Here is a 19,277-nt window from a genome sequence, read left to right on the forward strand (position 1 = left end):
GCGCGCTAAAATTTTGCCGCCCCAAACTGGGTATAAGTTGTGCGGGGCGTCTCGAAGTTGGGTTGGGTGATTAGCCCGAAATATGTAAGGCAATCGTCAGAAACGGCGTGCCGTTTTCCGATGTAACTTTCCTGGTTTTACCGCTACCTATGGCAAAAGAACAACTGGATCGCACGACGCTTGATCTGTTCGCAGATGATCGCCGTCCGGGGCGTCCGAAAACAAATCCGCTTTCACGAGATGAGCAGCTTAGGATTAATAAGCGCAATCAACTTCGTCGCGATAAAGCGAGCGGTTTGCGACGCGTCGAGCTAAAAATTAATGCAGAAGCTGTTGATACGCTCAACAAGCTTGCCGAAGAACGCAATATCAGTCGTAGTGAGTTGATTGAAGAGATGCTATTGGCGCATCTGAATCATCACGAAAGCTGAACCTCAGCGGGCAGCCAGTTCTGGCTACCCGCTCATTTTAGGTTGCTTGCAACCCGCCAGCCTTAGTTAAAACGTTTCCCAATTTTCACTGCTTTTGGCGGCAGATGCCCCCAAGTCCGGGCGCAGTAAAGGTGCGCGCTGAGATGCAACCTGATGCTGTCCCACGCGCGTCACGCTGTCGCGCAGTTTGAAGGTCGCCACAGCGTTGTTCAGCAATGCCGCCTGCTCTTCCAGAGATACCGCGGCCTGCGACGCCTCTTCCACCAGCGCGGCGTTTTGCTGCGTCACGCTATCCATCTGCGTCACCGCCACGGCCACCTGGCTAATCCCTTTGCTCTGCTCATCCGACGCCGAGGCAATTTCCGCCATGATGTCGGTGACGTGAGTTATCGAGCGCACCACGTCATCCATGGTGTTACCCGCCTGCTCCACCAATTTCGAACCATTATCCACGCGGGAGACGGACTCGCTGATCAGCTGTTCAATCTCCTTCGCCGCCTGCGCGCTGCGCTGGGCTAGATTACGCACTTCGCTGGCAACCACGGCAAAACCGCGCCCCTGCTCGCCCGCGCGCGCTGCCTCAACCGCCGCATTCAGCGCCAAAATATTGGTCTGGAAAGCAATGCTGTTGATCACCGCCGTTATCTCAGCAATCTTTTTCGAGCTGCCGGAGATGTCCTTCATGGTGCTAACCACGTCAGCGACAATGGTGCCGCCCTTGCGCGCCGTGGCAGAGGCTTCCACCACCAGCTGGCTGGCGTGATGAGCATTGTCGGCGTTGTGTTTCACCGTCGCGGTCAGCTGCTCCATGCTGGCGGCCGTCTCTTCCAGCGCCGAGGCCTGCTGCTCGGTGCGCGAGGAGAGGTCATTGTTACCGGCAGAAATTTCAGAAGCGCCCTGATAGATGCTATTGGTGCAGTTGCGAATGGTTTGCACGGTGTTGATCAGGCTGTTTTGCATCACGTTGAGCAATGGAATCAGCTTCCCGGCGCAGTTTTTACCAAACTCTTCCAGGTTGTGGGTCAGGTCGCCGCGCGCAATCACCGCAAATTGGTCACGGATTTTATTCAGCGGTTTAACTAATCCCCACACCAGATAGCGATCGGTGATAAACAGAATCACCATGCCCAGCACGAAAGCCACCAGCAGAATGATTTTGCTCATTTGCGTCAAATAGGCTGATTGGGCTTCAGTGCGCTTTAATGCTTCAGCAATCAATGCGTTGGCTTTCTCAACCGAGGCGCCGAACTTGACGCTGTACGGCACAACGTTGACGGTAGAAATCTGCTTATAAGCCTCGGCGTTCTTGCTGCTCGCGGCGTTGAACAGCGGCGTAGCGCCCTGCTCCGCCAGATTTGTCCAGTCAGTAATAAGCTGCTGCACCACGGCGTCATCCAGTCCCGGATGCGGGGATTTTTTAAACGCAGCCAGTGCGTCAGTCATATTGGTCAGCGCCAGTTTCGCGCCATCGAATAACTCCGGTTTCTGGTTAGGGTCGTTTTGTAACGCTGACATCGCACGAGTCAAACGCGTTTGGGTTCTAAAATATTGATCGCTTCCTTTATGAATCAAGGTGAGATCGTTGACTAATGCCACGTTAATCTCGGCATTTCTGGTCAGAGAGTTGAGTGAAGTTACGGTATAGATAGCCACGCCCGCCCACATGACGCTAAATGTACCGAGAATGACTAGTATTGCGGTCCTGATGGTAATATTTTTCAAAAATTGCACGATGTGCCTCTCGTGAAACAGCTCTGTTTCTTTTTATGTGTATTAACGGGGATGCGGAGAATCAAGACAGGTCGCCGGAAGGCATAGGCCGCGGGACATGGTGAACACCTCTCCGGGCATCGATTGCTTGTACTGACGAGTTTCCTCTCGCTTCATCTATCGGCGCTGGGTGGGTAAAATTTAGGAGCAACGTGAAATTCTTTCAGTTTTGCTTAGGGAGTGCGCACTTTGTATGAGCCGAATAGCCACACAAAACACACAAAGGCGATAACGCTCGCCGGCAATGCTCGATAAACTTGTTAGTTAACTGCAAGCTGCGTAGAGGCATGTTCTCTGCGTGATGAGTTTGTTATTATTTGCGGCATTATTGCCTAGGGTATATTTCCGCTATCCCCACTCCGCCAATCAAATGGCCGACGCAACGGATAGTTAGGATCAGGCTTTTCATTGAGAACAAGAGGTTAGAAATCTTATGGCCGTAGTAGGAATCTTCTTTGGATCCGATACAGGTAACACCGAAAACATCGCAAAAATGATCCAAAAGCAGTTGGGTAAAGATGTTGCCGAGGTACATGACATTGCGAAAAGCAGCAAAGAGGATTTGGAAAAATTCGATATTTTGCTGATCGGCATTCCAACCTGGTATTACGGCGAAGCACAGTGTGACTGGGACGACTTTTTCCCATCGCTGGAAGAGATAGATTTCGAAGGTAAGCTGGTTGCCCTGTTTGGCTGTGGCGATCAGGAAGATTATGCCGAATACTTCTGTGATGCGATGGGCACCGTGCGTGACATCATCGAGCCACGCGGCGCGGTTATTGTAGGACACTGGCCAACAGCCGGTTATCACTACGAAGCCTCAAAAGGTATGGCGGATGACACTCACTTCATCGGTCTGGCGATTGACGAAGACCGTCAACCAGAACTGACCAATGAGCGCGTGGATGCATGGGTGAAACAGATCACCGAAGAATTAAGTTTAGCTGAAATCATTGGCTGATCATTAGCTGATAGCAAGAAAGGCCCTGAGTCGTTGATTACACGTCGAAAGGGCCAATCTATTACTGAAATTAACAATTTAACCGCTACAAAATTGTAACTTTCAGCGGTATCAAGGTACACTTAGATCTTGGTTTATTCTATTGATCAAGCCGTTGCGATCTGATCGCGACAGTCGTGAAAAGCGTGATCTTCGTTAACAGATCCCCCTATTCACCATGAACTGATACCACAGGCTTCATGCCTCAACGTGACAAGCATAGTAACAGGACTGAATCCGCATGACTGACAATAATACCGCACTGAAGAAAGCTGGCTTAAAAGTCACGCTTCCGCGACTTAAGATCCTGGAAGTGCTGCAAGCGCCGGAAGGTCATCACGTCAGCGCGGAAGATTTGTACAAACAATTAATTGATATGGGTGAAGAGATTGGTCTGGCGACGGTTTACCGCGTTCTGAACCAATTTGATGACGCAGGTATCGTTACCCGTCATAACTTCGAAGGCGGCAAATCTGTTTTCGAACTGACCCAACAGCATCACCATGACCACCTGATTTGCCTTGATTGCGGCCGCGTTATTGAATTCCGCGATGAGTCAATCGAAGCGCGTCAGCGTGAGATTGCGAAGAAACATGGCATTAAACTGACTAACCACAGCCTCTATCTGTACGGCCACTGCGAACTGGGTGACTGCCGTGAAGATGACAGCCTGCATAACGATAAACCAGCACTGTAATTGCAGTTCTGTAGTCATGCGTTATGTTCTGCCTGAGATGGAGCAGAACTAAAATTAGCCGCTGAAAAGCGGTTTTTTTTATGCCTAATTTCCTCCCCCTCTCGCTTCAGACATTAAAAAACCCCGATCTCTGCATCAGAAATCGGGGTTCTTCATTGTGGCTGGCGGCGAGGCTGACTGCCCTGCCGCTTGCGCCCGTCAACTCACCTTACTTCATGGCGCTCGGCGAGTTGTTGGCTTTGATCTCCTGCCAGATTTTACCGCAATCCTCGGCATAGCTTTGACCATCGCCGGTTTTACGCGCCGTCAGGCATTTCTGGTAGTCGATAACCCGCACGGTTTCTTTCTTCGCAAACGCCTCATGGGCTTTCTCTTTCTGCAGCGATTCCAGAATGGTCTGGCAGGTCGCTAGCTTATCGGCTTCGCCATTCGAGGTATTGATACAGTTGGTGTAAGAGTGACGAAGCTGGTCGGCCTTACTGGCACTCGGGTCAGAACAGGCGCCCAGCAAAGTGACAGAAGCCACCACCAACAACACATTTTTAATCGATTTCATTTTCATTATTTTTTACCCAGAGTCCGATATTAGAAAATGGTGAATGGCGCAATAACAATGAACTTCACGTCTTTCTCATCCTGGAAGATGTTGCCGTAGCCACCGCCCCAGCTTGGGATGTCGGAATGGTTGTCATACTGGGTATAGTGAAGCTTGAACAAGGTGCCTTTGGCACGGCCGCCCTGCACGGTGTACAGCGCGTCGAGGCTCCACGCACTCTCTTTCAAACGCTGGCTCTGGTCATAAATCGGGTTGGAGCTTGGTTTTGCATCCCATGCGTAGACATAAGAACCGCCCACCGCGAAGCCCGGAAGATCCCATTTCGCTAAGTCATACAGCACGCCCGCATACACAGCTTTCTCGCCGTTGGCGTTGAAGTCGGAACGGTTGTCCCACCACACGTCAAGACGGCCGTTAGAAGAAGAATACGTAGGGGTCATGCGTTGCAGGAAATAACCTTGGTTGCCATCCGCCTTAACCATGGTGCCTTCGAGGCGCCAGTTAAATTGCCCGGTGGTGTAGCCGAAGGTCAGCGCCTGCAACCAAGCCATGCCGTCGTACAGACTGTTTGGATCGTTGCTGTCGCCAATCTTGTCTTTCGAACCGTAGAACTGGTAGCTGGTAGTTAATGGGTTGCCCGCCAGCTCAAGTTTGTAAGAAGCCTTACCAAAATATTGGTCAACATAGTTCTCGGCTTGACCAAAAGCCGCTTCCAGCACGAAGTCATTTTTGAAGTCGTATTTGGCGCCCAGTGAATGAATGTAAGAGACGCCAGTAGTGCGGTCAGCACGGCGGAAATCATCCATCTCAAGGTGCCACGGGGATTTGTACTCGTCGGCCCACATGTAGGAGAAGCTCAGTTCGCCCGGGTCGCCAAAGTCATGTTTGTAGCCCGCTTCGGCACCGCGATAGGTACCCGGCATAAAGCTCCAGTGCGGCGCGATCAGCGTCTGGCCTGTTGGCTGGATGTAACCCGCGTGGCCCCAGAAACCGCCATATTTGAATTTACCCGCTGCTTTGTATAGGCTGACCCCGCCTTTGTCGCCGGAGTAGTCTTCATCATAAGCGTGGTTGCTGGAGGAGAACGCGATTTCGTTCGGGTGGCCGCTGTCACTGGCTTCGGCAAGCTCGACCGCGGTGAACGCCGCGAGGTCAATACCGAACATATCCCAAGCGTAACCTGATGAGAAATCGAGGTTTAAGTTAGCGGTAGAGTGAGAGAGGTTGGTGGAGTATTTATTATAATCGGGGTTGTTTACCGTCACTTTGCTGCCGTCAGGACGGGTTTCTTCTTTGGTTTTATTCAGATCTTTACGGTCACGTTCACGCTGCCAGTAATAGATGCCGCCGGTTAGCGATGAATCGTCAATAAAGCCTGCCGCTTGGGCGTCCGGTATACTCATCAAACCACCGCCTAACAAGGTTCCAGCCAGCGCCAGAGAAATCGGTTTCATTCTTGCTATCGGGTTAAGGCCAGCCGCAGCCCTGCCCCTGTTAAATTGACTCAACATGGGAAATCCTCTTTTTGACTTGAAAGTTAACGCAAACCCAAACGGGTAATAGGCCAGTCGCTAATGGCGAAACCAGCACTGTAAACAAGGTTTAGACTATTTTTCGCGGCGCGAATTATCAATCAGTAATTAAATACAAATATCAGAAACATGACAAAGTGCACATAAATATGTATTTGTGTTACAAAAGGATGAAAAGGTTGAATTTAATTTAATTGCTAAAAATAACCCATTAAAATCAGATAATTAAATAAAAACAAAACTCTGACAGTGTAATATTTCAGTGATAATTCATGAAAATGCATCAGCGATCACATATTTATCCGCAAGCATTAATTCGTGTTAAGAAATAAAATTTTGATCGTTTTTATGCTTAGCGTTTTGGATAAATAAAATAAAGAAGGGAATGAATGTGACTGAAGGGAAATTTTGGACATAAAAAAACGCAGCCAAGGCTGCGTTTTTAACAGGGTTAATCACTCGCGCGATTAAACAGCCGGTTTGCTTTCCCACGTATCACGCAGGCCAACAGTACGGTTGAACACTAAATGTTCTGCACTGGAGTAGCGGCTGTCGGCACAGAAGTAACCTTCACGTTCAAACTGCAGGCTCACTTCTGGCTGCGCAGCACCGAGGCTTGGCTCGACAAAACCTTGCGCAATCACCAGTGACTCAGGGTTAATGGTGGTCAGGAAGTCTTCAGCCTGCGCCGGGTTTGGCACGTTGAACAGGCGGTCATACAGGCGGAACTCGGCCGGTTTGCCTTCTGTTGCAGAAACCCAGTGAATGACGCCTTTCACTTTGCGGCCATCGGCAGGATCCTTGCTCAGTGTATCAACATCATAGCTACAGAAGATGGTGGTGATATTACCTTCTGCATCTTTCTCAATACGCTCAGCTTTGATCACGTAAGCATTGCGCAAGCGCACTTCTTTGCCCAGCACCAGACGCTTGTACTGCTTGTTCGCTTCTTCGCGGAAGTCAGCCTGATCGATGTAGATCTCGCGAGTAAACGGCACTTCGCGGCTGCCCATTTCTGGCTTGTTCGGATGGTTTGGCATGGTCACCAACTGCACATCTTCACCGGTGAAGTTTTCAATCACCACTTTAACCGGATTGATCACCGCCATCGCGCGCGGCGCGTTTTCATTCAGGTCATCACGGATACAGGATTCCAGCGCCATCATTTCAACGTTGTTATCTTGCTTGGTGACGCCGATGCGGCGGCAGAATTCACGGATAGAAGCCGCAGTGTAGCCACGGCGACGCAGGCCTGACACCGTTGGCATGCGAGGGTCATCCCAGCCTTCTACAATCTTCTCAGACACCAACAGCTGCAGCTTACGCTTAGACATGATGGCGTATTCGAGATTCAGGCGAGAGAACTCATACTGACGCGGATGGCAAGGAATGGTGATGTTATCCAGCACCCAGTCGTACAGACGGCGGTTGTCCTGGAACTCCAGCGTACACAGCGAATGCGTGATCCCTTCCAGCGCATCGGAGATGCAGTGGGTGAAATCGTACATCGGGTAGATGCACCATTTGTCAGCAGTCTGGTGATGATGCGCGAACTTGATACGGTAAATCACCGGGTCACGCATCACGATAAATGGCGAAGCCATATCGATTTTGGCACGCAGACACGCCTTACCTTCAGCGAACTCACCGTTGCGCATTTTCGCGAACAGCGCGAGGTTCTCTTCTGGCGTACGATCGCGGTAAGGGCTGTTTTTACCCGGCGCAGTCAGGGTTCCACGGTATTCGCGGATCTGCTCTGGAGAGAGTTCGTCAACGTAGGCCAAGCCTTTGTTGATAAGCTCTACAGCGTAGTTGTGCAGTTGGTCGAAGTAGTTAGAAGAGTATTGAATCTCCCCGCTCCACTCGAAGCCCAGCCACTTAACGTCGTGCTTAATGGACTCAACGAACTCGATATCTTCTTTCGCTGGGTTGGTATCGTCAAAGCGCAGGTTGCATTGGCCCTGGTAATCTTGAGCAATACCGAAGTTCAGGCAAATTGATTTGGCATGACCGATATGCAAATAGCCATTAGGCTCAGGCGGGAAACGGGTGTGAACCGTGTTGTGTTTCCCGGACGCCAGATCTTCATCAATAATCTGACGGATAAAATTTGTTGGGCGGGCTTCAGCCTCACTCATTGTGCAATTCCTCTACGCGACATTGGCTCGAATGACTAACCGCATATGTTCCAACAAGCCACGTCGGGAAACAACCGTTAGTTACATAAAATAGAGGTTATCTGGGTTTGAAACAAAAAAACGGGAAGAGATTGCTCTCTTCCCGTCTTATTTACTGCATCACTGCGAGTTCAGTGGGGGATTACTTGGACTGAATCTCGAACAGTTTAGTTTGACCCGCAACGACTGAGCCGCTGGCTACTGCAACAACGCCTGAGTAATCGTCGATGTTGCTGACAACAACCGGGCTAATCATTGAGCGTGCGTTGGCGTTCAGGAATTCCAGATCCAGTTCAAGCACAGGCTGACCAGCAGTCACTGTCGCGCCCTCTTCAACCAGACGAGTAAAGCCTTTGCCTTCGAGGGCCACGGTATCAATACCCATGTGCACCACGATCTCAGCGCCGGTATCCGTTTCTAAGCAGAATGCGTGGTTAGTGTTGAAGATTTTCACCACGGTACCACTCGCCGGAGAAACCACGGTTTTGTCGGTTGGGCGAATTGCCACACCGTCACCTACCGCTTTGCTGGCGAACGCTTCGTCAGGAACCTGTTCCAGCGCCACGATGTCACCCGTTACTGGAGAAACCAGCGTTTCTACGGTTTTCTTCGCAACATTAGGTACAGCCTGAGCCACGGGCGCTACCGCTGCCGCAGCCGGAGCTACAGTGGCCGCTGATGCCGGGATTGGACCGCGAGCAATCTGTTTTTTCATCGCATCAGCCAGTGATTCGGCTTTAGCACCAACGATAACCTGAATACTTTGTTTGTTCAGACGGACGATACCTGACGCGCCCAAACGTTTACAGGCTGCATCATTCACCACACCGGCATCTTTAACAGTCAGACGCAGACGAGTGATACAAGCATCAATACCTTTGAAGTTGTCTGAACCGCCCAGTGCACCGATGTAGCTCAGCGCCAGCTGGTTCAAGCCTTCTTCAGTATTGCTATTAGCTTCTGGTTCCGTCACGGCTTCGCTTGGATCTTCGCGACCTGGGGTTTTCAGGTTGAACATACGAATGATCACGCTGAACAGCACGAAGTAGATGATGAAGAAGATAACGCCCATCACCAACAGCATCCAGACGTTCTTACTGGCCGCTGGCAGGTTGTACATCAACGCATAGTCGATGGCGCCCGCAGAGAAAGAGAAGCCAGCGTGGATACCCAGCGCGGTGGCGATGTACAGGCTGATACCGGTCAAAATCGCGTGGACTAAGTACAGCAGCGGAGCCAAGAACATGAACAGGAATTCCAGCGGCTCGGTAACACCGGTCAGGAATGCTGTTACTGCTACAGACACCAACATACCGCCAACTAATGCACGACGTTCTTTCGGCGCGGCGAAATACATGGCGAAGGCTGCACCTGGCAGGCCAAACATCATGATTGGGAAGAAGCCGGACATGAACATACCCGCAGTGGTATCGCCCGCGTAGAAGCGGTTGATGTCACCGTGGAACACGGTACCTGCTGCGTTGGTAAAGTCACCAATCTGGAACCATGCGATGGTGTTCAGAACCTGATGCAGACCCGTTGGGATCAGCAAACGGTTTACGAAACCGAAGATGCCCGCACCGAATGCGCCAGCGCCCACGATCCACTCACCGCCGGCGCGGATAGCATCTTGAACAGGAGGCCAAACGTAACCGAACAGAGCAGCAAGGATCAGACAGAAGAAGCCCGTTGCGATAGGAACGAAACGTTTCCCACCGAAGAAGCTCAGGAAGTCTGGAAGTTTGATATCAGACCAGCGGTTGTAAACCATACCGCCGACCAGGCCAGTGATGATACCCGCCAAGACACCCATGTTGACTGCTGGGTTAATGGTGATCATTGCTTTGGTCAAAATGAAATAGCCGATACCGCCTGCTAAAGCAGCCGCACCCGCGTTGTCTTTTGACCAGCTAGACGCCACACCAATGGCAAAGATAAGAGCGAGGTTATCGAAGATACCCCCACCAGCTTGCGCAATAAACGGCATATTGAGCAGATCTGGTTGTCCAAAGCGCAGCAAAAGTGCCGCGACTGGCAACACAGCGATTGGCAGCTGAAGCGCTCTGCCTAACCGTTGAAAGAATCCAAGAATATTCACATTTCCCCCTAATTCGCCCTGTGAGCGAATCACCTAAGTAGTTTAATAAGTATGGTTACTACCTTTAAAATCTCATTCAACCAACTGCACTGCGGAGTGTAAAAAAAATATTTCGTATCGCAAATTAAAACCTCGCTTTTTGTGATAATTATCACCAAAAAACACTATTAACAGGCCACAACCCTAGGCAATTTGCAAAACTTATTTTATCATTAAAAAAATCTAGACGGCATTGTGCCTCTCCCGCATGTCATCGTTGGGTTACGCTTACAATGACGGACTTTTAAACACAGCTTTCAAATCCAATTCAAGTATATTCAAGTTCTGAAAACTAAGAGGTGTGTAATGAGATTAATTCCTTTAAATGACACTACTGAAGTCGGTAAGTGGGCAGCTCGTCATATCGTCGAACGTATCAACGCTTTCAAACCTACCGCTGACCGTCCTTTCGTACTTGGCTTACCTACTGGTGGTACCCCTCTCGAAGCTTATAAACATCTTATCGCTATGCATAAAGCGGGCCAAGTAAGCTTTAAGAATGTGGTTACCTTCAATATGGATGAATATGTTGGCTTGCCGCAGGAACATCCAGAAAGCTATCACACATTCATGTACCGTAATTTCTTCGACCATGTTGATATTCCACGTGAAAACATCAACCTGCTCAACGGCAACGCACCCGATGTAAACGAAGAGTGCCGCCAGTATGAAGCAAAAATAAAGTCCTACGGCAAAATTAACCTGTTCATGGGCGGCGTGGGCAACGACGGTCACATCGCGTTCAACGAACCAGCTTCTTCTCTGGCTTCACGCACGCGTATCAAGACCCTGACTCACGATACTCGCATCGCCAACTCACGCTTCTTCAACAACGACGTCTCTTTAGTGCCTAAATTCGCACTGACCGTTGGCGTGGGCACCCTGCTGGATGCCGAAGAAGTGATGATTCTGGTTACCGGCCATGCTAAAGCACAGGCGCTGGCTGCCGCGGTTGAAGGCAACATCAACCACATGTGGACCATCAGCTGCTTACAGCTTCACGCGAAATCCGTGGTAGTTTGTGACGAACCGTCCACCATGGAACTTAAAGTTAAAACTGTTAAATATTTCCGCGAGTTAGAAGCGGAAAATATGAAGAATCTTTGAATAAATAATTGATTCCCCACAATCATTCGAGTTGTGGCAAGGCGGCAACTGAAGTCACCCCTGGAGCTTACTGAAGTAAGTGACTGGGGTGGCTGAAGGCAGCCAACGCAGCCACGGCTTGAAGGATGCAGGGGAATAGGGGGTAGGATGTACGCACTGATTAATGGCCGCATTTATACTGGCCACGACGTTCTGGATAACCACGCGGTCGTCATTGCCGACGGCAAGATCGAACGTGTCTGTCTGGCAGCTGAACTGCCGGCGAATATGGAAACTCGCGATCTGGATGGCGCCAGCCTTGCCCCCGGATTTATCGATTTACAGCTGAACGGCTGTGGCGGCGTGCAATTTAACGATTCTCTGGAAGCGATTTCAGTTAAGACGTTAGAAATCATGCAGAAAGCCAACGAGAAGTCCGGCTGTACTAGCTATTTACCGACGCTGATCACCTGTAGCGATGACTACATGAAGCACGGGATCAACGTGATGCGCGACTACTTGAAAAAGTATCCGCATCAGGCGCTGGGCCTGCATCTTGAAGGGCCGTACCTCAGCCCGCTTAAGAAAGGCACCCATAATCCGGCGTTTATTCGCAAACCTGACAGCGCGATGATTGATTATCTGTGCGCCAATGCGGATGTCATCACTAAGGTGACGCTGGCACCAGAAATGGCCGAAGATAAGTATATTCGCCAACTGCGCGACGCGGGCATCATCGTTTCTGGTGGACACTCCAATGCCACTTATGAAGAAGCGCGCAAAGGCTTTGCGGCGGGTATCACCTTCACCACTCACCTGTTCAACGCCATGCCAGCCATTACTGGCCGCCAGCCGGGCTTAGTCAGCGCGATTTTTGATACGCCAGAAGTCTATACCGGCATTATCGTTGACGGCCACCACGTCGCCTGGGCGAACGTGCGTAACGCGAAAAAACTCAAAGGTGACAAACTGGTTCTGGTGACTGACGCCACTGCGCCAGCCGGTGCCGACATTCAAGAGTTCATTTTCGCAGGTAAAACAATATACTATCGTGATGGACTCTGTGTTGATGAGAACGGTGTACTGAGTGGTTCAGCGCTAACCATGATCGAAGCTGTACAAAACAGCGTTGAGCATGTTGGTATAGCTCTGGACGAAGCACTGCGCATGGCAACTCTGTATGCCGCACGTGCGATTGGCGTGGATGCGCAACTGGGCAGTATTGAAGCCGGTAAAGTCGCCAACCTCACCGCCTTCACCCATGATTTCAAAATCACGAAAACTATCGTTAATGGTGACGAAGTTTAATTGAGCGGATAAAAGTATTGATGACGACTGACGGACAGGCACAAATCGGCAACGTTGATCTGGTAAAGCAGTTAAACGGCGCGGCGGTTTACCGCCTGATTGATCAGCAAGGGCCAATATCTCGCATTCAGATTGCAGATCACAGCCAGTTGGCTCCCGCCAGCGTCACCAAAATTACTCGCCAGCTGTTAGAGCGCGGGTTGATCAAAGAAGTGGATCAACAGGCTTCCACCGGGGGCCGCCGCGCTATTTCGATTATCACCGAAACCCGCCCTTTTCATACTATTGCCGTCCGCCTTGGACGCAACGATGCCACCATCACGCTGTACGATCTCAGCGCGAAATCTATCGCCGAACACCACTACGCCCTGCCGGAACGCACCCAAGAGACGCTCGAGAACGCGTTGATTAAAGCCATTAAGGAATTTATGGAGCTTAATCAGCGTAAAATCCGCGAGCTGATTGCTATCTCCGTCATCCTGCCCGGCCTGGTCGACCCTAATAAAGGTATCGTGCGCTACATGCCGCACATCAGCGTGGGCAACTGGAAATTGGTCGATGCGCTGGAAGAAAAGTTCAAAGTCACCAGCTTTGTCGGCCACGATATCCGCAGTTTAGCCTTGGCAGAGCACTATTTTGGGGCAACCCGCGACTGTCAGGACTCCATTTTGGTTCGTTTACACCGCGGTACCGGTGCAGGGATCATCGTCAATGGGCAAATTTTCCTCGGCAGCAACGGCAACGTCGGCGAAATCGGCCATATCCAGATAGACCCGCTGGGCGAACGCTGCCACTGTGGCAACTTCGGCTGCTTAGAAACCGTCGCCGCCAACTCAGCCATTGAAAATCGGGTACGTGCCCTGCTCACTCAAGGTTATCCGAGCAAATTAAGTCTCGAAGACTGTTCTATAACCGCGATTTGCAAAGCAGCGAATCGCAGCGACGGCCTGGCCTGTGAAGTGATCGAGCACGTCGGACGCCAGTTAGGCAAAGGCGTTGCCATCGCGATAAACCTGTTCAACCCACAGAAAGTGGTGATAGCCGGGGAAATTACCGAGGCAGAAAAAGTCCTATTGCCAGCGATTCAAAGCTGCATTAACACGCAGGTGTTGAAGGATTTCCGCCGTAACCTGCCGGTGGTGAAATCAGAGTTAAACCATCAGTCTGCTATCGGCGCCTTCGCGCTGGTCAAGCGGGCTATGCTCAATGGCGTGCTGTTGCAACGTCTGATGGAAAATTAAGCCGTGCTATAGTTCGGGATTGCCAGAATGGATTGGATTAGGGACCTATGACTTTAAAAAACGTAATTTGTGATATCGACGGCGTACTGCTCCACGACAATACGCCGGTCCCGGGTGCAGATCTTTTCCTCGCACGCATCCAGGAACAGGGCATGCCGTTGGTTGTGCTGACCAACTATCCTTCTCAGACCGCGCAGGATTTAGCGAATCGCTTTACCGCCGCCGGGCTTGACGTCCCTGAAAGTGCTTTTTACACCTCCGCCATGGCAACGGCTGACTTTCTCAAACGGCAGGAAGGCAAGAAAGCCTATGTCGTGGGCGAAGGCGCATTAATTCACGAGCTTTATAAAGCAGGCTTTACCATCACTGATATCAATCCTGACTTTGTTATCGTCGGCGAAACCCGCTCGTATAACTGGGATATGATCCATAAAGCCGCCTTCTTCGTCGCCAACGGTGCGAGATTTATTGCCACCAACCCGGATAGTCATGGTCACGGCTTCTCGCCAGCCTGCGGCGCGCTGTGCGCCCCCATTGAAAAAATCACCGGCCGCAAACCTTTCTATGTCGGCAAGCCAAGCCCGTGGATCATTCGCTCTGCACTGAACAAAATGCAAGCACACTCGGAAGAAACGGTAATCGTCGGCGATAACCTGCGCACCGACATTCTGGCTGGCTTCCAGGCAGGTCTGGATACTATTCTGGTGCTGTCGGGCGTGTCGACCTTGAATGATGTCGAAGAGATGCCATTCCGCCCAACCTGGATCTACCCTTCTGTCGCTGATATCGACATTATCTAGTTTCACCCGCTTCCCCTGCTTTCTCACGTCTGGTCATTCGACCAGACGGACTTCTACCACTTGTCGCTATTTTCTTTTCATTCCCCATTTTTGCCCACAGCTCAAATCAGCGAGAAAAATTGCATATTCCGCAATTTAAATAGCCCTAAACTGAAAATCCATCAAAGATCTGACCTACCTCAACAACTATTTTTCAGAAGAATGCTAAACCACTTGCACAGATGAGGGGTTTTGTCGCATTTTCTTAATCAACCGCGCAGTAAAGCCGAACCTTTAATGAGAAATCGGCAAAGCGTAAAGCAAACACAACAAAATAATCGTTTATAAGTGGTCAGGAGAAACAGATATGTGTTCAATTTTCGGTGTGCTCGATATCAAGACCGACTCCGCTGAGTTGCGTAAGAAAGCGTTGGAGTTATCCCGTCTGATGCGCCATCGCGGCCCGGATTGGTCTGGCGTTTTCGCTAGCGATAAAGCCATTCTTTGCCACGAGCGTCTGTCGATTGTCGACGTGAACAACGGCGCACAGCCGCTGTACAACGCCGCGCACACCCACGTATTGGCCGTTAACGGTGAGATCTACAACCATCAGGCACTGCGCGCTGAGTTAGGCCACCGTTACGAGTTCCAGACCGAATCTGACTGTGAAGTGATCCTCGCGCTTTATCAGGAGAAAGGGCCAGAGTTTCTCGACGAGCTGCAAGGCATGTTCGCCTTCATTCTGTATGACACAGAAAAAGACGCCTACCTGATTGGTCGCGACCATTTGGGCATCATCCCTCTTTATTATGGTCACGATGAGCACGGCAACCTGTTCGTTGCTTCTGAAATGAAGTCGCTGGTGCCGGTGTGCCGCACCATTCAGGAATTCCCTGCGGGCAGCTTCCTGTGGAGCAAAGAGGGCCAAATTCGCGAATACTACCGCCGCGACTGGTTCGATTACGACAACGTTAAAGACAACCCAACGGACGCGGCCGCGCTGCGCGACGCGCTGGAAGAGTCAGTGAAAAGCCATCTGATGTCCGATGTGCCTTACGGCGTGTTGCTATCCGGCGGTTTGGATTCCTCGGTGATTTCCGCCATTACTAAGAAATTCGCCGGTCGCCGTATCGAAGATAAAGACCAAAGCGAAGCCTGGTGGCCACAGCTGCACTCCTTCGCCGTCGGCCTTGAAGGTTCTCCTGACCTGCGCGCCGCACAGGCCGTGGCTAACCATTTGGGCACCGTGCACCATGAAATTCACTTCACCGTGCAGGAAGGTCTGGACGCCATTCGTGACGTGATTTATCACATCGAAACCTATGACGTGACTACTATCCGCGCGTCGACCCCGATGTACCTGATGTCGCGTAAAATCAAAGCGATGGGCATCAAGATGGTGCTGTCCGGTGAAGGCGCAGATGAAGTGTTGGGCGGCTACCTTTACTTCCATAAAGCGCCAAACGCCAAAGAGTTCCACGAAGAAACCGTGCGTAAGCTGCTGGCCCTGCACATGTATGACTGTGCTCGCGCCAACAAAGCGATGTCCGCATGGGGCGTCGAGGCTCGTGTGCCATTCCTCGACAAGAAATTCCTCGACGTGGCGATGCGCATCAACCCGAAAGACAAGATGTGCGGCAACGGCAAGATGGAAAAACATATCCTGCGCGAATGTTTTGAGTCTTATCTGCCACACAGCGTGGCATGGCGCCAGAAAGAACAGTTCTCTGACGGCGTAGGTTATAGCTGGATTGATACCTTAAAAGAGGTCGCTGGGCAGCAAATTACCGACCAACAGCTCGAAACTGCACATTTCCGCTTCCCGTATAACACGCCGGGCTCCAAAGAAGCGTATCTGTACCGCACCATTTTTGAAGAGCTGTTCCCAGTACCAAGCGCTGCTGAGTGCGTTCCTGGCGGCCCGTCGGTAGCCTGTTCTTCTGCTAAGGCGATTGAGTGGGATGAATCCTTCAAAAACATGAACGATCCGTCTGGTCGTGCGGTGGGCGTTCACCAGTCCGCCTACTAATTTAGAATAAATAACCGGGTTTTATTTCGATTAACGGGCCTCCTATGGCCCGTTTTTTCGTCACAAAAGCCAATAAAAATAACGTCTTTTGCTGAATTTATCGCCACACTGGTTATAAGCCAGACAAATGATTGCTCTAAGACATTTTTCGTCAAAAAAGTGGTTGACGCAAAACGGCCAACTACGCATAATGCGCCCCGCAACGCCGATGAAGGTTGCAAGAAAAAAGATGGCTACGTAGCTCAGTTGGTTAGAGCACATCACTCATAATGATGGGGTCACAGGTTCGAATCCCGTCGTAGCCACCAAACTTTTTTCATGCGGGAGTGGCGAAATTGGTAGACGCACTAGATTTAGGTTCTAGCGCCGCAAGGTGTGCGAGTTCAAGTCTCGCCTCCCGCACCATTTCCTGATATCGGTAAGCACAGTTGGGGTATCGCCAAGCGGTAAGGCACTGGTTTTTGATACCAGCATTCCCAGGTTCGAATCCTGGTACCCCAGCCATTTTTTCTTGTTTTATCTTTGATATTGCATGAAAAAATACAATTTGAAGTAGTTTTATTGGGGTATCGCCAAGCGGTAAGGCACTGGTTTTTGATACCAGCATACCCTGGTTCGAATCCAGGTACCCCAGCCATACTTCTTATTGGCAAGCGATTGAAATTTATTATTAAGTTAATCAAATCAGCGCTTGAGTTTTAGAGTTAAGTCAGTAAAATTTGGCTACGTAGCTCAGCTGGTTAGAGCACATCACTCATAATGATGGGGTCACAGGTTCAAATCCCGTCGTAGCCACCATTTTATTGTCTGCATGAGTGTTTTAGTAAAGCAGTTCTTTTGGGGTGTCGCCAAGCGGTAAGGCTCTGGTTTCTGATACCAGCATACCCAGGTTCGAATCCTGGCACCCCAGCCATATTTAGAAAAGCTCGCTTAGGCGGGCTTTTTGCTTTGTATTGCATCCCCTTCATACTTCGAGCTGCAGATGCGTTGGCTGCGCTCGGGTACCCGAATCACTTACTGATGTAAGCTCATCGGGATACTCTCACTTGCCGCGTTACTTGGCCTGTCACCAGTCCTCGCCCATAAAGGGCCGCTGCAAGCAGCGTTCAAATCCGCTTGCAGCAGATTAGTCCTGCAACTCGAATTATTTTGGGGACCTGCACGTTCGCAACATCAAGCCCAACTTCTAAAACTTAATTTTAAATTCCCAGAGCATATTTCAGCGCTTTGGTTTTGAGTGCGCCTGCGCGTTGGGCGGTCATCAGGGCCAGATTGCGCAAGATCTTCACCGGCGGTAAGTCATTGCTGAAGGCGGTGTAGAACAAGTCCATGCCGCTCTGCATCAGTAAATTATCCAGACGGCGCTGGCGCTGATACCTCAACAACACGCGCTCTTCAAACCACTTCTCTTCGCTTTCGCGCGCTTTCTTCACCACGTCGAGCAAAGCCTCTACGTCGCGATAGCCCAGATTAACGCCCTGCCCGGCCAGCGGATTGATGGTATGCGCGGCATCTCCGACCAATACCAGACCTGGCAACACGTAGCGCTGCGCGTGGCGGCGAACCAGCGGGAATGAACCCGAGGAGAGCGCCTTAACAGGCCCTAAGCGACTCGGGAAGGCACGGCTGACCTCATCCGTTAGCTGCTTCATGTTCAGCGTCTGCAGATAGCGAATACGCTGCGGGCTGTCATACCACACTAACGAGGCGTTATTGCCAGACAGCGGCAAGAAGGCTCTCGGGCCTGAAGGGTAAAACTGCTGCCAAGTGGTGTCTTGATCTGCTGACGCCGTTTCCACATTAATGAGCATGCAGTTCTGGCGATACTGCCAACCATCCACGCCAATCCCTGCCAATTGGCGCACCAGCGAGTTTGCTCCATCGGCGGCAACCACCAGCTGCGTTTTCAGCACTTCTCCGGTGGTGAGCTGCAACGACCAGCTTTTATCATCGTGCTGTAAAAGGTGACGAAGCTTGGACGGGCAAAACAGAGTCAGGTTCGGCAAAGCATCAAACTGCTGCCACAGGCCGAGCTGCAAGACGCGGTTCTCCACCATGAAGCCCAACTCTGACAAACCTAGGGAGGAGGCGTCGAAACGCACTTCAGATCCCTCGTTCTCCCAGGTTTCCAGACGGCGATAAGGCGTCAGTCTCATGCTTTCGATAGCAGTCCACGCGCCAAGGCTTTGCAGGAAACGCACCGAGGCGCAGCCAATGGCCGAAATACGCAGATCAATTGCCGCGAGAGCGTCGAACTCAGCCGGGCGCTGGTTTTCAATCAGGGCCACGCGAAGGCCCTGTTGGGCCAGCCCTAGCGCCGCCGCGGCTCCCACCATGCCACCACCGACGACGACCGCATCAAAGGATTTTTCAGAAGGGTTCATTTTCATCCAGCTTGATAATGGAATTCATTCCCTGAATGATACCGGATTTTTATGTTGGTATCAGAACCTAAGCTGTTTAACTGCACTGGTCACCACTGGAGCGAGGGTTTACAATACGCCCCTGGACGTCACCGTCGCCCGAGCCCGTGG

At 51.0% G+C, this 19,277-nt stretch carries 14 protein-coding genes and 6 tRNA genes; 14 read left to right on the forward strand and 6 right to left on the reverse strand.

Annotated features, from left to right (window positions below; translation table 11 throughout):
• Window positions 1–149 precede the first annotated feature (149 nt).
• The gene (gene ybfE / locus ACT3RT_RS08630) at window positions 150–431 is read left to right on the forward strand and encodes a LexA regulated protein (RefSeq protein WP_034788646.1); all 282 of its coding nucleotides are present in this window, start codon (window positions 150–152) and stop codon (window positions 429–431) included.
• Between the two features lie 66 nt (window positions 432–497).
• On the opposite strand, the gene ACT3RT_RS08635 is transcribed toward ybfE, so the two are convergent.
• Complete coding sequence (locus tag ACT3RT_RS08635; RefSeq protein ID WP_496202817.1) at window positions 498–2,162, reverse strand: methyl-accepting chemotaxis protein; 1,665 nt, start codon at window positions 2,160–2,162, stop codon at window positions 498–500.
• Window positions 2,163–2,634: 472 nt separating this feature from the next.
• Here ACT3RT_RS08635 and fldA point away from each other — a divergent pair, with 472 nt between their 5' ends.
• Both fldA and fur read left to right on the forward strand, forming a co-directional pair.
• Entirely contained in the window at window positions 2,635–3,162 is a 528-nt protein-coding gene (gene fldA / locus ACT3RT_RS08640) for a flavodoxin FldA (RefSeq protein ID WP_034788400.1), read from the forward strand.
• A gap of 280 nt (window positions 3,163–3,442) precedes the next feature.
• Window positions 3,443–3,898, forward strand: coding sequence for a ferric iron uptake transcriptional regulator (fur, locus tag ACT3RT_RS08645; RefSeq protein WP_034788397.1), 456 nt, complete (start codon window positions 3,443–3,445; stop codon window positions 3,896–3,898).
• A 208-nt stretch (window positions 3,899–4,106) separates the two neighbouring features.
• On the opposite strand, the gene chiQ is transcribed toward fur, so the two are convergent.
• The 4 genes from chiQ to nagE form a co-directional block, all read right to left on the reverse strand.
• A complete protein-coding gene (gene chiQ / locus ACT3RT_RS08650; protein ID WP_496202918.1) occupies window positions 4,107–4,445 on the reverse strand; it encodes a ChiQ/YbfN family lipoprotein in 339 nt (112 codons plus the stop codon).
• A gap of 38 nt (window positions 4,446–4,483) precedes the next feature.
• Window positions 4,484–5,908 carry a chitoporin ChiP gene (gene chiP / locus ACT3RT_RS08655; protein ID WP_496202818.1) on the reverse strand — a complete coding sequence of 475 codons (1,425 nt, stop codon included), beginning with the start codon at window positions 5,906–5,908 and terminating at the stop codon, window positions 4,484–4,486.
• Between the two features lie 545 nt (window positions 5,909–6,453).
• The gene (glnS, locus tag ACT3RT_RS08660) at window positions 6,454–8,124 is read right to left on the reverse strand and encodes a glutamine--tRNA ligase (RefSeq protein ID WP_485901576.1); all 1,671 of its coding nucleotides are present in this window, start codon (window positions 8,122–8,124) and stop codon (window positions 6,454–6,456) included.
• Window positions 8,125–8,305: 181 nt separating this feature from the next.
• The gene (nagE, locus tag ACT3RT_RS08665; protein ID WP_353501346.1) at window positions 8,306–10,261 is read right to left on the reverse strand and encodes a PTS N-acetyl glucosamine transporter subunit IIABC; all 1,956 of its coding nucleotides are present in this window, start codon (window positions 10,259–10,261) and stop codon (window positions 8,306–8,308) included.
• Between the two features lie 345 nt (window positions 10,262–10,606).
• On the opposite strand from nagE, the gene nagB reads away from it, so the two are divergent.
• From nagB to ACT3RT_RS08720, 11 genes are all read left to right on the forward strand, one after another.
• A complete protein-coding gene (gene nagB, locus ACT3RT_RS08670) occupies window positions 10,607–11,407 on the forward strand; it encodes a glucosamine-6-phosphate deaminase (RefSeq protein WP_396130202.1) in 801 nt (266 codons plus the stop codon).
• A 147-nt stretch (window positions 11,408–11,554) separates the two neighbouring features.
• Window positions 11,555–12,694, forward strand: coding sequence for an N-acetylglucosamine-6-phosphate deacetylase (nagA, locus tag ACT3RT_RS08675; RefSeq protein ID WP_485901579.1), 1,140 nt, complete (start codon window positions 11,555–11,557; stop codon window positions 12,692–12,694).
• A 20-nt stretch (window positions 12,695–12,714) separates the two neighbouring features.
• The gene (gene nagC, locus ACT3RT_RS08680) at window positions 12,715–13,935 is read left to right on the forward strand and encodes a DNA-binding transcriptional regulator NagC (RefSeq protein WP_486032149.1); all 1,221 of its coding nucleotides are present in this window, start codon (window positions 12,715–12,717) and stop codon (window positions 13,933–13,935) included.
• Window positions 13,936–13,982: 47 nt separating this feature from the next.
• Window positions 13,983–14,735, forward strand: coding sequence for an HAD-IIA family hydrolase (locus tag ACT3RT_RS08685; RefSeq protein ID WP_185688304.1), 753 nt, complete (start codon window positions 13,983–13,985; stop codon window positions 14,733–14,735).
• A gap of 346 nt (window positions 14,736–15,081) precedes the next feature.
• Window positions 15,082–16,743: an asparagine synthase B gene (gene asnB, locus ACT3RT_RS08690; protein WP_034788380.1), complete on the forward strand. Its 1,662-nt coding sequence runs from the start codon at window positions 15,082–15,084 to the stop codon at window positions 16,741–16,743.
• A gap of 231 nt (window positions 16,744–16,974) precedes the next feature.
• Window positions 16,975–17,051: transfer RNA gene (locus ACT3RT_RS08695), tRNA-Met, on the forward strand.
• 12 nt (window positions 17,052–17,063) lie between these two features.
• Window positions 17,064–17,148, forward strand: a tRNA-Leu gene (locus ACT3RT_RS08700).
• 24 nt (window positions 17,149–17,172) lie between these two features.
• Window positions 17,173–17,247: transfer RNA gene (locus ACT3RT_RS08705), tRNA-Gln, on the forward strand.
• A 58-nt stretch (window positions 17,248–17,305) separates the two neighbouring features.
• Window positions 17,306–17,380, forward strand: a tRNA-Gln gene (locus ACT3RT_RS08710).
• Between the two features lie 84 nt (window positions 17,381–17,464).
• Window positions 17,465–17,541, forward strand: a tRNA-Met gene (locus tag ACT3RT_RS08715).
• A gap of 40 nt (window positions 17,542–17,581) precedes the next feature.
• A tRNA-Gln gene (locus ACT3RT_RS08720) sits at window positions 17,582–17,656 on the forward strand.
• A 286-nt stretch (window positions 17,657–17,942) separates the two neighbouring features.
• Here ACT3RT_RS08720 and ubiF read toward each other — a convergent pair.
• Complete coding sequence (ubiF, locus tag ACT3RT_RS08725) at window positions 17,943–19,127, reverse strand: 3-demethoxyubiquinol 3-hydroxylase (protein WP_485901585.1); 1,185 nt, start codon at window positions 19,125–19,127, stop codon at window positions 17,943–17,945.
• Window positions 19,128–19,277: the final 150 nt, after the last annotated feature.

Origin of the sequence: Ewingella sp. AOP9-I1-14, assembly GCF_052375995.1 — a bacterium.
Taxonomy (GTDB): Bacteria; Pseudomonadota; Gammaproteobacteria; order Enterobacterales; family Enterobacteriaceae; genus Ewingella; species Ewingella allii.

Bases quoted from the DNA above. Each gene is read 5' to 3' on its own strand.
- ybfE (WP_034788646.1), top strand. From the start codon at position 150: ATGGCAAAAGAACAACTGGATCGCACGACGCTTGATCTGTTCGCAGAT.
- fldA (WP_034788400.1), top strand. From the start codon at position 2,635: ATGGCCGTAGTAGGAATCTTCTTTGGATCCGATACAGGTAACACCGAA.
- fur (WP_034788397.1), top strand. From the start codon at position 3,443: ATGACTGACAATAATACCGCACTGAAGAAAGCTGGCTTAAAAGTCACG.
- chiP (WP_496202818.1), bottom strand. From the start codon at position 5,908: ATGAAACCGATTTCTCTGGCGCTGGCTGGAACCTTGTTAGGCGGTGGT.
- glnS (WP_485901576.1), bottom strand. From the start codon at position 8,124: ATGAGTGAGGCTGAAGCCCGCCCAACAAATTTTATCCGTCAGATTATT.
- nagB (WP_396130202.1), top strand. From the start codon at position 10,607: ATGAGATTAATTCCTTTAAATGACACTACTGAAGTCGGTAAGTGGGCA.
- nagA (WP_485901579.1), top strand. From the start codon at position 11,555: ATGTACGCACTGATTAATGGCCGCATTTATACTGGCCACGACGTTCTG.
- nagC (WP_486032149.1), top strand. From the start codon at position 12,715: ATGACGACTGACGGACAGGCACAAATCGGCAACGTTGATCTGGTAAAG.
- ACT3RT_RS08685 (WP_185688304.1), top strand. From the start codon at position 13,983: ATGACTTTAAAAAACGTAATTTGTGATATCGACGGCGTACTGCTCCAC.
- asnB (WP_034788380.1), top strand. From the start codon at position 15,082: ATGTGTTCAATTTTCGGTGTGCTCGATATCAAGACCGACTCCGCTGAG.
- ubiF (WP_485901585.1), bottom strand. From the start codon at position 19,127: ATGAACCCTTCTGAAAAATCCTTTGATGCGGTCGTCGTCGGTGGTGGC.